Source organism: Acinetobacter sp. KS-LM10 (assembly GCF_036896575.1).
In the GTDB taxonomy this organism is placed as follows: domain Bacteria; phylum Pseudomonadota; class Gammaproteobacteria; order Pseudomonadales; family Moraxellaceae; genus Acinetobacter; species Acinetobacter avistercoris.
This window is the reverse complement of the sequence record NZ_CP145907.1, coordinates 16,466-28,471: the sequence shown is the minus strand read 5'-3', so window position 1 is coordinate 28,471 and position 12,006 is coordinate 16,466. Positions and strand designations below refer to the sequence as shown.

Sequence of the window (12,006 nt, the reverse complement as noted above, 5' to 3'; positions counted from 1 at the left end):
AGTAAACAATGTGCATTATCCCAAGTGCCAACGCTTCCATTTTGATAACCGGAAATAGAGCAGTCGTGTCCGTAACGAGAATTTCTAATGTGAAACGATTAAAAAAATAGATGAAAAAAGTCACCAGACTCAACAAAGTCAAAAGTGCATAGGCTTTAACACAAGCCTTGCAGTGCTTATTCATTTTTTCCAGTTTCTGAAAAGTTATAGGATTCATTTTGCTCTCTAGGCAGTTAAATTTTTAAGTGAAGAAATTTCTACCGATTCTAAATATCCAGGATTAAAAAAGGGAAAAAATTTCTGTTAGATGATCCCGTGCTTTGTAAAAAAAATATCAAAATTATAAAGAGTTGAATTCTATTAATACATTGAAATTAAACATAATTTTTAATATCGACACACATGATAGCTACCTAATGGAGCTAATTTAGGTAGCTATCATGTGTGATGCTAAGCTTTAAATTTTTTATAAAATATAAGCATTTGATTTTAAATATTATTTTGTTTATGTGGCAAAAATAAAACTCAAACATTAATATTTATAAGTTATTGAAATTAAATATAAAATTCAGATCACACATAATACCTACCTTGATGTGGAAAGAAGCTATTGTGTGTGTCGATCAGAGCATTATATGTAGAAAGGTCTCTAGTTCTTTATCCTGTCTACCCGACTTGTAATATGATTCATATATCAGCTAATTGGGAGTACGGCACTATGTCAACAGTAGATCTAATTGATGAAGATGACAATGAATCAGGTATTGCTGCCAAAGCTGCAAATGTACTTCGAGACCGCTTTATTGCCGCAGCGCAAAGAGGAACAGTGCTGTATGTAGAAAATGATAATTTAATGAGTAAAACACCGAATGGTGTGCCAATTTTGGTTAAACACTTGGACGGCCGGAATCCTGACCTTGCTTACCGACTTGCTGGGCGACGAACTTTTAAAATTAAAAAACGTAAAATTAATTCGAATTGAGGCAGGCTTTTACTCCCATTCGATCGAATTTCGAATAAGAGATGTTCTGTAAATTTAGAGTATAGCCTAACGGAACAAAATAAAGTCTTAAAAAGCAACTCAAAAACCGTATTTATAGACTTAATATTTAATTTCGGTACAATATGTATTTAATTATCTAAACTCTAACGGTACAGAATGCCTAATCAGGTCGGATATATTCGAGTCAGTTCAACTGAACAAAATACTGAACGTCAATTAGATGGAATCAGCCTGGATAAGACCTTTACTGAAAAGGCAAGCGGTGGTAGCCGTGAACGTCCTCAGTTAAATGCAATGCTCGACTATCTGCGTGAAGGTGATACGGTGCATGTTCATAGTATTGATCGTCTGGCACGTAATACAAATGATCTGAACGAAATTGTGAATAGTCTGAATGATCGTGGTATAACCATTATTTTTCATAAAGAGAATTTGACCTTCAGTCATGATGTAGCACAATCGGCAATAAATAAACTCATGTTTCAGATGCTTGCTGCATTTGCAGAGTTTGAACGCTCCATGATCCGTGAGCGTCAAAAGGAAGGAATTGCAAAAGCCAAAGCGAAGGGCTTATATAAGGGAAGAAAGCGGAAGGTTGACTATGTTGAAATACGAAAAGCAATGGCTGAAGAAAATTCAACATTTAGAGGTGTTGCAGAAAAGTTTAAAGTAGGGATAGCAACAGTACAAAGAGCTTTAAAAGAAGAAACTAATAATCAATAAGGTTGATTAATGAAGACGCTTAGATATTCAAATTTAGAAAAGATCATGACCATTTATACTGAAATTTCTACTTATATTACATTTCATAATGCGACTGGTTTAACAGATATAAATAAATCAATGGAAGATTTTTGAACCGTACCGGGTTTGTCGGAGACCAAGCTTTCTGAGAGAATGTCCCGATGAAAAAAGTAAAATATACCCCTGAAATCAGAGAAAGAGCGGTTCAATTATTGATTGAATCCGAGAAAGATTATCCATCGAATTGGGCTGCGATCACCGCTATTGCTCCCTGAGCAGTATACTGCGCAAGGGTTGTACTCCTGAAACACTACGTGTTTGGTATCAAAAATATTTAGATAAACAAAATCCAGTTAAAGTACAGCAGCTTTCAGACCAAGAACGTATCAAACAACTCGAACGCGAAAATAAAGAACTGCAACGCGCCAATGAAATTCTACGTAAAGCAGCCGCTTTTTTCGCCCAGGCGGAGCTCGACCGCCCACACAAATAATGGTGGATTTTATCCATAATAATAAAGAGCTGTACGGAGTCGAGGCGATTTGTAGAATTTTACCGATCGCACCTTCAACCTATTACCGGACTCTAGATCTCTGTGAAAATCCAGAACATCGAGCAAAGCGAGATTTACATGACTTGCATCATGCTGAGGAGATTAAACGAATTTGGAAGGAAAGTTCAGGTCGGTATGGTGTACGTAAAGTCTGGCAAAAACTGAAACGTGAAGGCTATATTATTGCGCGCTGTACTGTTGCTCGATTAATGCAAAAGCTAGGTATAAAAGGTGTTTGGCGTGGTAAGAACAAACAAACCACCCGTAGCCGAGATGATCAAAAACGAGCGGATGACTTGGTAAAACGTAATTTTACTGCTGATCATCCTGACCAACTGTGGGTGAGTGACTTTACGTATATTCAAACAAATTCAGGCTGGGTTTATACTGCATTTATTATTGATGTGTTCTCACGAGCAATTGTTGGATGGAAAGTATCGACACGGATGAATACAGATATGGTGCTCGATGCATTGGAGCAAGCATTTAGGGCGGCAGAGGGGGCTGGAACGCTGAGTGCGCCCATGCCGCATTGCGAAGCAAAAGATAATCGGATAAAATGTAGCAATTCATATTCGTAAGCGTGGAGTAATCAGATGGGAAATTCCAAGTCAGCAGACAAGTAAGCCGCAACAACCAGTATTGTTGTTGCGGCGCTCTGTAAGGCTAGTCTCATCTGATTGCTGACGAGCAGACGTCGCCCGGTATTCCTTAATCGAGGGTTGATTCGTCATGACCACCACACGCCCCGCGTGGGCCTATACGCTGCCGGCAGCACTGCTGCTGATGGCTCCTTTCGACATCCTCGCTTCACTGGCGATGGATATTTATCTCCCTGTCGTTCCAGCGATGCCCGGCATCCTGAACACGACGCCCGCTATGATCCAACTCACGTTGAGCCTCTATATGGTGATGCTCGGCGTGGGCCAGGTGATTTTTGGTCCGCTCTCAGACAGAATCGGGCGACGGCCAATTCTACTTGCGGGCGCAACGGCTTTCGTCATTGCGTCTCTGGGAGCAGCTTGGTCTTCAACTGCACCGGCCTTTGTCGCTTTCCGTCTACTTCAAGCAGTGGGCGCGTCGGCCATGCTGGTGGCGACGTTCGCGACGGTTCGCGACGTTTATGCCAACCGTCCTGAGGGTGTCGTCATCTACGGCCTTTTCAGTTCGATGCTGGCGTTCGTGCCTGCGCTCGGCCCTATCGCCGGAGCATTGATCGGCGAGTTCTTGGGATGGCAGGCGATATTCATTACTTTGGCTATACTGGCGATGCTCGCACTCCTAAATGCGGGTTTCAGGTGGCACGAAACCCGCCCTCTGGATCAAGTCAAGACGCGCCGATCTGTCTTGCCGATCTTCGCGAGTCCGGCTTTTTGGGTTTACACTGTCGGCTTTAGCGCCGGTATGGGCACCTTCTTCGTCTTCTTCTCGACGGCTCCCCGTGTGCTCATAGGCCAAGCGGAATATTCCGAGATCGGATTCAGCTTTGCCTTCGCCACTGTCGGGCTTGTAATGATCGTGACAACCCGTTTCGCGAAGTCCTTTGTCGCCAGATGGGGCATCGCAGGATGCGTGGCGCGTGGGATGGCGTTGCTTGTTTGCGGAGCGGTCCTGTTGGGGATCGGCGAACTTTACGGCTCGCCGTCATTCCTCACCTTCATCCTACCGATGTGGGTTGTCGCGGTCGGTATTGTCTTCACGGTGTCCGTTACCGCGAACGGCGCTTTGGCAGAGTTCGACGACATCGCGGGATCAGCGGTCGCGTTCTACTTCTGCGTTCAAAGCCTGATAGTCAGCATTGTCGGGACATTGGCGGTGGCACTTTTAAACGGTGACACAGCGTGGCCCGTGATCTGTTACGCCACGGCGATGGCGGTACTGGTTTCGTTGGGGCTGGTGCTCCTTCGGCTCCGTGGGGCTGCCACCGAGAAGTCGCCAGTCGTCTAACCGACGACTGGTAGCAGGCCCGCTCCGATGCGGCGCACTAACCATCGAAACCTCGTGAATGTCGGTATCCTGTCTGGCAGGATACCGCTCATTTCCCTTGTTCAGTTCATCGCCGTCGCCGAGCATCTGAATTTTCGGCATGCGGCCAAGGCACTTGGTATCAGCCAGTCGAGCGTCAGCGCGCGTGTGAAAGCGCTGGAGGATAACCTTGGTGTCCTGCTATTTGAGCGCCATGCGCGGGGCGTTCGGCTAACAGACGCAGGCAGGCACTTCATGGGGCACTGTTGCAAATAGAGATTTGAGTCGATGATGTTCCCTTTAAAAAGTACTTAGAGACCGAAAACCCTGTTGATTAGACACACTTCACCCTGAGGCTGACCATAATAAAATGACGATGCTTGTCCTTTACGTAGTGCACGCATGACTTCAATACCTTTAATTGTGGCATAAGCCGTCTTCATAGATTTGAATCCTAATGTGGCCCTGATGATCCGCTTTAGCTTGCCATGATCACATTCAATCACGTTATTTTTATACTTAATCTGCCTGTGCTCAAGGTCTGGTGGACATTTACCTTCCCGTTTTAACCGTGATAAAGCACGTCCATATGTGGGTGCTTTATCCGTGTTGATCACTTGTGGGAATTTGCCACTTCTTCACATTATTTAAAATTTTTCCAAGAAAACAATAAGCTGAATGGGTATTTCGTCTAGCAGAAAGATAGAAATCAAGAGTATGGCCACGTTGGTCAACTGCACGGTATAGATATGCCCATTTGCCATTCACTTTTACGTAAGTTTCATCCAGATGCCATAAATGTCGATCTGTAGGATTACGCCAATACCAACGTAAACGTTTTTCCATTTCTGGAGCATAACGCTGAACCCAGCGATAAATTGTGGTGTGATCAACATTCACTCCACGTTCGGCCAGCATTTCCTGAAGTTCACGATAGCTGATGCCATATTTACAATACCAACGAACAGCCCAAAGAATGATTTCACCTTGAAAGTGCCGACCGTGGAAGGGATTCATCTGCTGTATCTCGAAATAAATAAGATATTTAGCTTATCATGTCAGCCTATTTGCAACAGTGCCGTTCTATGCACTGGATTTTTCTATCTGGGGCTTACAGTTCAAATTTCGAATAAGAGATTTTATGTTAAATAGGTTCGATTAAGCAGATCGTCTTCTAATTTTGAACATTGCTCATCATCAATGACTCCGGTAATACTTTGTAGCCACAACCCATCTGCTGCTAAACGAAGTAACTCTAAATCAGGATGACTATCCGTTTCTGCATGTTGAGATAATCTATTTTTTAGCCATTCCATCCAAATTTTATTAAAGGTAGGCTCTGTGATCATAGTCATTGATAACGCTGACCAAGCAGAAACCACCCCATCTATTTGATGGATAAAAGAACTATGAATATAAGCTCGTGTGAATTTACCATATTCTGTTGGATCGCGTTTAATCAAGTATTCAACTGTTTGATCTAAATCAAGAATTATTTGATTGAACATTTCTTCTATCAAATTTTTTTTATTCGGGAAATGGTGAAATACCCCCCCTTTTGTTATACCTACTGCTGTAGCAATATTTTGAATAGAAACACCAGAAATACCCTTTTGAGAAACAAGAATAGTTGCCTGTTCAAGGATGCGCTTTCGAATAACCTCTGGTTGCTTCTTTTGTTGCCGAATTTCTTTCACTTAATGACCTGCTGATTGCGAAAATAAATTAATAATTATTACGCCAGATACGATAAAACCAATTCCAATTAAAGCAGGATTATCTAGTGTCTGTTTAAAAACAAAGTAGCCAACTACAGCAGTTAGAACAATCCCAACACCAGCCCATATAGCGTATGCGATACCTAAAGGGATTGTTTTAATAACTTGTGATAATAAATAAAATGCCGTGCTAAAAAAAATAAAGACCATCACGCTTGGAAAAAGTTTTGTAAACCCTTCCGATTTAACTAAAAAACTACTTCCAATCACTTCGGAAACTATTGCAAATCCAAGTAATACATAAGCGAGTAACACACTGTTCATAAGTAATCATACCTAAAATACCAATCGGAAGGTATGTTAAATTTTCAAAAAAAAATTATCAATAATTATTTTAGATTTTCTAAAATTAACATAATACGCGTTATACGAAATGCGTTATAATTCCACTTAGAAATCAATGCTGTAGTTTCTAGTTGATAGCCCACCTTCCCCAAGGTGGGCTTTTTTTGTGATTTTTCACGTTCCACGCTTACTTCTTGAGCAATGCTCCACGGTTTTAATAAGCCCAGGTGAACAATCAGATCAGCCATATGGCTTAAAGAAGCGGCTCCAGAAGCCTCTTTTTTCCGGTTCTGGGTCTACGTGTTCAGGAACAGGGATTCGCTTGTTTTCTTTTTCAACCGGAATAGTCAATCCATCATCTTTAGGTTTGGTTTCTAGTTTTGGATCTATCGCTATATCTGTTTCAGGTTGATGATTATTAGCTGTAGTGGCTTGGGATGGTTTCATTTCAATGAGGGTCAGGAGTGTGTCGATGCGAGAATTAGCTTTTGCTTCTCTATCTTCTGCCTTTTCTAGTTGTTTCTTTAGAAACTCAATCTGATTTTTGAGTTCTTCCACTGTTTTATCATTGTATTCAGGTGTATCTAGGTTTTGTATCGGAGACATGTCAATACGTTTTGGGTGTTTTCCACCAAAAGGCTCACCATAGACACGAAGTAATTCTGAGAAGTCGATAGAACCATCATGATCACGACTTAATACTCCGTTTTTTATATCTTTGTAGAGTGTGGCCCGAGATTTTTTATACAGTGTTGCAGCATCACTAACACTGTATTTTGTACTTGTTTTCATACTGTATTACTGTGTATTTAGGAGACGTATTAAAGAATACAACAAGTGTATTCTTTAATACACTCAAGGTTTAAAGCCTAATTGCTTAAGTAACCTAAAACACCATTTCTAAAATCCTCACTGGTAAAGGTTCTATCAACAAAACGCATATCTTCTTCTGTATTTATTAAATCTCTCAAAAAGCCGAGTTGATAATCCCATTCATGATCTAATTGTATAGAGCCACTAATTTCTGAACCGTCAGAAGTCTCAATTTGGATATGAGCTGAATAACCTTTAGTATTTTTTTTAGCACTTAATAAAGCAATTGCATCAATAAGCATTTCAAATTCCTTATATGACTATAGTTTAATTATTTAGTCTCAGATTTTAATTCTGGATCCTTCACTCACTGAGAGTTTAGTTGTTAACAGCATTGTTTTTAGTAGCTGACATAAATCCCACTTTTTCTAAGTATGGATACAGTTCTTTAGCACGATGTGGATCTTGCAGCATGTCAGCTATACGAATTGCAAATTGCGGAAAGCTTTCGGTGCCTTGGGAGTACTTACTCATCTCAGGTAATTGAGAGAGTTTATTAGCAAATAAATGTCGCTGAGCCTTAGTCATTTTTGAAACAAGATCTACGGTATTTGGATCTCGTGTCGAGTTTAAATTCTGCTCTGTTTGCTTGTTTTTAAATAAAAATGAAAAGCCGTAAATTGAACGTCCTTTTTTATGTTGTTCGTATTCAACAGTGATGTCAGTGTGTTCATTAAGCTGTTTAACTGAAATATCTAGTACTCGTTTTTTTAAATCAGAAATTATCGCGTAGTCTGTTTTATCAACTCCTAATTTTTCTCTAAAATCGGCTAATTCAAAAATTGGCGTTTTACCTGTACTTCGCCACGCTATTAAAAGCTCATATAAACGGATTGCATAAGCACTACTCAGATTACTAATTTGTTCTAGCTCATATTTAGTAAAATGTTCTTCTAATCTTGTAATTAATGGAACAATGGCTGGGGAAAAAATAAGTTTAACCACGGCTTCATTCTCTATATATCTGATTTCACTAACCCATCTAGATTTAATATGTTCTATGTTTTTAGAGTTTTTTTCTTGATAGCTAAACTGACGTAAGAACAGTGCATTACAAGCATTTTTCAATGTTGTATAAGCCGTATTTCTATGAACATTAAATTGATGTGCATAACTTTCAGCATGAACAACGAGTGGGTCGTTTGTATTGATACCTTTTCCACTTTCTCTAGCTTCAACAATAGCTAATAAGATTAGTCTTTGCTCTGCTAGATCTAGGTTGTAACTAGCATTGATTAAAGCATTATCTTTGACGACAGTATTTTTCATATCTTTATTTTGACGTGATCATTTGATGTCAATATATTGACACTATATTTTGATGTCAATGATTTTTTAGGTTATGCAAGATAAACGTCCATGTATAGCAAGATAAACGTCCATGTATATTAAAAATAATAGGTTATAAAATGTCTATTTAATATATTATCTAATCTATTATTTATAATAAAAACAATAATATATATAGATATTTTAAGATAATATCTTTGATATTATGTATTTAATATTTATTAAATATCTAATATATAATCGGAATTAATAAAAATTCATTAAATACAAACACTTATTGCAATTAGGTGGTTTATAATTCAACCTTAAAATTGACATTATAATATTTGTCAATATATGCAAGATAAACGTCCATGTATAGCAAGATAAACGTCCATGTATAGCAAGATAAACGTCCATGTATAGCAAGATAAACGTCCATGTATAAGCTCTGTAACCCTTTATTTTATAGGGCTACAGAGCATCTAAAAACATTAAAAGTATTTAAAAATAATTAAAAACGTGAATCATGAAAAATTGCCCTTGGTTTTCGCTTCGCTCAAACTCTATTGAATCTCGCTTTCGCTCGATTCGAGGGGCAATTTTTTGGTTAATATTTTCGTGAGTTTTAGAAAAAGCAAAAGCAACTCGGAATTCGCTTCGCTCATAGTACTTTTTTGCTCGCTTCGCTCGGTCTAGGCTCAATTTTCTACATATGATTTACGCCTTTTTTGACTTCACAGCCTAAAAAGCTGTTTTTCAGGGAGTCTAGGCACGACTTTTTGATGTTCGCTCGTAGACACTCGCTCTGATATAACGATTAGAGGCAAAAAATAGGGGGTAGACGCGTTTTTTCACTGATTATCAAGATTACCTATATCAAATAGAGAAAATGGCTTAAAACGCAAATCAGCGCAAAATGGAAAGCAGTTTATAGTCGTACTCAGGACTTTGATCTCAGTTATTTATGTGTGATGAGGGACACACAGATTTTTAATTTCGTTCAGCAGAATCGGCTGCGTCAGGATTTTTTAAGTGAGGTCCCCACTAACCGTTTTTAAAAAGTCGGATCAAAGACTTTGATTTGACTTGTTTTCTCAAGGTTCTTGGAATTTCTGGATCCGATGCCACTCGAATCTGATCTTCTAGGTCGATTTTTACAAATGTGGCTGGAGGGTTTAGACCGCCAAGTCTATGAAGTTGCCAAACTTCATCCTCAAACCACATTCTTCCAATTCTCTTACACACTCCAACTTAATGGCGTGTCCTTTCGTTACTCATTTCAACGCTCGCCTTTCACTCGAATTGAAATGCTTCCTTTGCCATTACAGCAAAGCCCTACTAAGTCACTCTCCCACAGTTCTGTTTTCGGAAGTTGCCTCCGATTGAATAAAGACCTCTTCAAATTAAAGAGAAATCTTTAAGCAATACGGCTTCGTCATTAAACAAAACTGCTTCCCAAGTTAGTATTAAAACAGTTGTTTTCAGTTGCCTGAAAACTGGCAGAACCCGTGCCGATCTCCTACATACAACACCTACATTCCTATCTCCCCCGATCGCAGTTCCAAGTCGTATCAGGTTTATACAATGCAATATGTAGTTAATAATCATCCACGTTCACGCCTTACCCATATCGACATACACAGCCTAAAAAGCACCATGTTGACGACCTTACAGGCTTGAGCTATCCATTGATCTCGACAGCAAAACAGAATGTCTTCCGACAAATTCACTGTTCTACCTAAAATCGAGTACCGATTGCGCCAGCTTTCGCCTTGCAACCCTGACACCTCACGATGCCCTCAAAAGCCCACCTGTGGGTATAACCTACGCCCTTGTCTTTATTTTTGTTTTTGACTTGAAGCGTCTGGTTATCAGCTATTCACGAGGTTACTCATTCCGTGAGTCCTCTGACTGTCTGTTTTAATACAGGGTTTTGGCCCTTTCAGCCTAGGAGGGAAGTTACTCCCACCGCCACGTCACCGTGATCCCGTGTCCTTGTCGCCCAACTGACCTCCACCTTGGGAGTGGAGGGTGTTCATTCATCAAAATGAGTGAACAGGTAGAAAGCGGGAGTCACACCCGCCAGCCCCTAGTGTAGCCGCGCCAGCTAGAGTTTCCTCACGCACGCAGCTTCACCACTAAAGCTTCTCAAAGACTGGCAATCCTCAAGAAGGGGGAGTGTGTCTGATTCATGGGTAGGCAACCCAGGAACCAAACAGAAAAGAATTGGCTCATGGATTGGCAGTCCACGCAAAAAATCAAAGACCCTAAAAGTTTTATATTTGATCAAGTTGCGGTCGTCAAGCCCATTTTGGGGAACTGCTATTTATAGAATCTCCGAAGGTGATTCGCAATCATGCTTAAAGTCTCAAAAATTGCATTTTTGAGACTTTAAGAATTTCTTATAGAATTTTTAATAAATATCTTTTATAAATCTCTTATAGAATCACTTTATTAAAATCACTTTAAGAGTAATAAAAAAATGATTTATTACAGCTATGTTCCTAAAGATTTTACAAAACATGTCATGGGAATGATGACGAACGAATATGATCTTGTTGCTAAGAAATTCATATTGAATATGAATACTGATGAAGCAAGCCGTATGATTTCAAAATGGATTGAGCGTTATCATTTACTGGAAACAGCCCAACAAACCTATCGAAGAAGATTGAACAGTGAGCCAGTTTTTAGCTTGCTGGTTCATTTCACTTATAGTTATTTACCAGGACTGAGTGAGAGTGAATGCTGGGAAAAATTTGATAAAAATGAACCTGCTTTTTTGGTGCAAGTAGAGGCTTACCTGTTTTGTCGAACCAGTGATGCTTTCTTATTGGATGAAAAAACTCAAAAAGTTTTGAGCAAAACAGACAAACAAGATTTATTGAAGATTAACCGTAAAATCTTTGAGATCTGTCCAAGTTCAGAGTCTTTTAGTTACATTGGTGAGGTTAATCCAATCAGCTGTGGTAGATATGAACTGGTACGTCTGACCAAGCCGAAGAAAAGCATTAAAGAGCTTCAAGCCAAGAATTGGACCAATGAAAAACATGTCACAGATTGGACCTGGCGTTTGACTGATAAAGCCTATAAGGAACAACTAGAACAAGGGAAAAGGGTCGTTTTGCGGTTTCAGAGCCTGATTGAAAAAAATGCCAGTCTGGATGAGAAGAAAGCCTATTTTGAACGCCATTTCCGGGCCTTGGAGGGCTATTTAGGCTACCGTGGGGTACGTCAGCAGATCGGAAATTTGTATCACCTAGAAAAACGCTTATTCAAGGATAAATATAATCAGCCCTGGTTTGATCATGGTGCCCGGACTTTAAAACTTTCATATATGAAAAAACTGAAAAGTTCGATTGTAAATAATTCATCATATCAAGAAGCAGAAGCTCATTTTAGGAGTGTATTAACGGAAGATCTCAACAAAAAATACGAAAAATGGAAGGCGAAGTCCAATAAAACCGAGGTATAGGATGTTTTTTAAATCAATCTCAATTAACAATGGTGATAACTCATGCAGAAATATCCTG

13 protein-coding genes, 2 pseudogenes and 1 other annotated feature are annotated in these 12,006 nt (G+C 39.7%); of the genes and pseudogenes, 6 read left to right on the top strand and 9 right to left on the bottom strand.

Annotated elements, in window-relative coordinates; genetic code table 11:
- On the bottom strand, window positions 1-217 hold a 217-nt coding region (locus V5M36_RS16020; RefSeq protein WP_338564344.1), incomplete at its 3' end, for a hypothetical protein.
- A gap of 501 nt (window positions 218-718) precedes the next feature.
- Here V5M36_RS16020 and V5M36_RS16015 point away from each other — a divergent pair.
- The 5 genes and pseudogenes from V5M36_RS16015 to V5M36_RS15995 all read left to right on the top strand — a co-directional run bounded on the left by V5M36_RS16015 (window position 719) and on the right by V5M36_RS15995 (window position 4,541).
- On the top strand, window positions 719-982 hold the full coding sequence (locus V5M36_RS16015; RefSeq protein ID WP_127801456.1) for a hypothetical protein: 264 nt from the start codon (window positions 719-721) through the stop codon (window positions 980-982).
- 177 nt (window positions 983-1,159) lie between these two features.
- Window positions 1,160-1,726 carry a recombinase family protein gene (locus V5M36_RS16010; RefSeq protein WP_006581699.1) on the top strand — a complete coding sequence of 189 codons (567 nt, stop codon included), beginning with the start codon at window positions 1,160-1,162 and terminating at the stop codon, window positions 1,724-1,726.
- Between the two features lie 182 nt (window positions 1,727-1,908).
- A pseudogene (locus tag V5M36_RS16005) lies at window positions 1,909-2,881 on the top strand (IS3 family transposase).
- Window positions 2,198-2,314: a sequence feature (AL1L pseudoknot), on the top strand. (Overlaps the previous pseudogene by 117 nt.)
- Before the next feature lie 151 nt (window positions 2,882-3,032).
- Window positions 3,033-4,247 carry a chloramphenicol/florfenicol efflux MFS transporter FloR gene (gene floR, locus V5M36_RS16000; protein ID WP_066679304.1) on the top strand — a complete coding sequence of 405 codons (1,215 nt, stop codon included), beginning with the start codon at window positions 3,033-3,035 and terminating at the stop codon, window positions 4,245-4,247.
- A 27-nt stretch (window positions 4,248-4,274) separates the two neighbouring features.
- Window positions 4,275-4,541, top strand: coding sequence for a LysR family transcriptional regulator (locus V5M36_RS15995; protein WP_077170324.1), 267 nt, complete (start codon window positions 4,275-4,277; stop codon window positions 4,539-4,541).
- Between the two features lie 35 nt (window positions 4,542-4,576).
- Here V5M36_RS15995 and V5M36_RS15990 read toward each other — a convergent pair.
- The 8 genes and pseudogenes from V5M36_RS15990 to V5M36_RS15955 form a co-directional block, all read right to left on the bottom strand.
- Window positions 4,577-5,282 (bottom strand): annotated as a pseudogene (locus tag V5M36_RS15990) (IS6 family transposase).
- A 122-nt stretch (window positions 5,283-5,404) separates the two neighbouring features.
- The gene (locus V5M36_RS15985; protein WP_005146114.1) at window positions 5,405-5,962 is read right to left on the bottom strand and encodes a TetR/AcrR family transcriptional regulator; all 558 of its coding nucleotides are present in this window, start codon (window positions 5,960-5,962) and stop codon (window positions 5,405-5,407) included.
- Window positions 5,963-6,307, bottom strand: coding sequence for an SMR family transporter (locus V5M36_RS15980; RefSeq protein ID WP_005146112.1), 345 nt, complete (start codon window positions 6,305-6,307; stop codon window positions 5,963-5,965). It abuts the gene before it with no gap.
- A 65-nt stretch (window positions 6,308-6,372) separates the two neighbouring features.
- Window positions 6,373-6,576 carry a hypothetical protein gene (locus tag V5M36_RS15975; protein ID WP_338564337.1) on the bottom strand — a complete coding sequence of 68 codons (204 nt, stop codon included), beginning with the start codon at window positions 6,574-6,576 and terminating at the stop codon, window positions 6,373-6,375.
- On the bottom strand, window positions 6,569-7,120 hold the full coding sequence (locus tag V5M36_RS15970; RefSeq protein WP_005404788.1) for a plasmid replication DNA-binding protein: 552 nt from the start codon (window positions 7,118-7,120) through the stop codon (window positions 6,569-6,571). The genes V5M36_RS15975 and V5M36_RS15970 overlap by 8 nt, the downstream gene beginning before the upstream one ends.
- A 77-nt stretch (window positions 7,121-7,197) precedes the next feature.
- On the bottom strand, window positions 7,198-7,443 hold the full coding sequence (locus tag V5M36_RS15965) for a hypothetical protein (RefSeq protein WP_005404787.1): 246 nt from the start codon (window positions 7,441-7,443) through the stop codon (window positions 7,198-7,200).
- Window positions 7,444-7,519: 76 nt separating this feature from the next.
- Window positions 7,520-8,470, bottom strand: a complete 951-nt coding sequence (repM, locus tag V5M36_RS15960) for a replication initiation protein RepM (protein WP_005404786.1) — start codon at window positions 8,468-8,470, stop codon at window positions 7,520-7,522.
- A gap of 1,047 nt (window positions 8,471-9,517) precedes the next feature.
- Complete coding sequence (locus tag V5M36_RS15955; protein WP_005404785.1) at window positions 9,518-9,697, bottom strand: hypothetical protein; 180 nt, start codon at window positions 9,695-9,697, stop codon at window positions 9,518-9,520.
- A 1,258-nt stretch (window positions 9,698-10,955) separates the two neighbouring features.
- Between V5M36_RS15955 and V5M36_RS15950 the strand changes: the two genes are divergently transcribed.
- Complete coding sequence (locus V5M36_RS15950; RefSeq protein WP_227554861.1) at window positions 10,956-11,948, top strand: hypothetical protein; 993 nt, start codon at window positions 10,956-10,958, stop codon at window positions 11,946-11,948.
- Window positions 11,949-12,006 lie beyond the last annotated feature (58 nt).

What these genes read in the sequence shown, in the direction of transcription:
- V5M36_RS16015 (WP_127801456.1), top strand. Translation starts at nt 719, where the DNA reads ATGTCAACAGTAGATCTAATTGATGAAGATGACAATGAATCAGGTATT.
- V5M36_RS16010 (WP_006581699.1), top strand. Translation starts at nt 1,160, where the DNA reads ATGCCTAATCAGGTCGGATATATTCGAGTCAGTTCAACTGAACAAAAT.
- floR (WP_066679304.1), top strand. Translation starts at nt 3,033, where the DNA reads ATGACCACCACACGCCCCGCGTGGGCCTATACGCTGCCGGCAGCACTG.
- V5M36_RS15995 (WP_077170324.1), top strand. Translation starts at nt 4,275, where the DNA reads ATGCGGCGCACTAACCATCGAAACCTCGTGAATGTCGGTATCCTGTCT.
- V5M36_RS15980 (WP_005146112.1), bottom strand. Translation starts at nt 6,307, where the DNA reads ATGAACAGTGTGTTACTCGCTTATGTATTACTTGGATTTGCAATAGTT.
- V5M36_RS15975 (WP_338564337.1), bottom strand. Translation starts at nt 6,576, where the DNA reads ATGGCTGATCTGATTGTTCACCTGGGCTTATTAAAACCGTGGAGCATT.
- V5M36_RS15970 (WP_005404788.1), bottom strand. Translation starts at nt 7,120, where the DNA reads ATGAAAACAAGTACAAAATACAGTGTTAGTGATGCTGCAACACTGTAT.
- V5M36_RS15965 (WP_005404787.1), bottom strand. Translation starts at nt 7,443, where the DNA reads ATGCTTATTGATGCAATTGCTTTATTAAGTGCTAAAAAAAATACTAAA.
- repM (WP_005404786.1), bottom strand. Translation starts at nt 8,470, where the DNA reads ATGAAAAATACTGTCGTCAAAGATAATGCTTTAATCAATGCTAGTTAC.
- V5M36_RS15955 (WP_005404785.1), bottom strand. Translation starts at nt 9,697, where the DNA reads ATGTGGTTTGAGGATGAAGTTTGGCAACTTCATAGACTTGGCGGTCTA.
- V5M36_RS15950 (WP_227554861.1), top strand. Translation starts at nt 10,956, where the DNA reads ATGATTTATTACAGCTATGTTCCTAAAGATTTTACAAAACATGTCATG.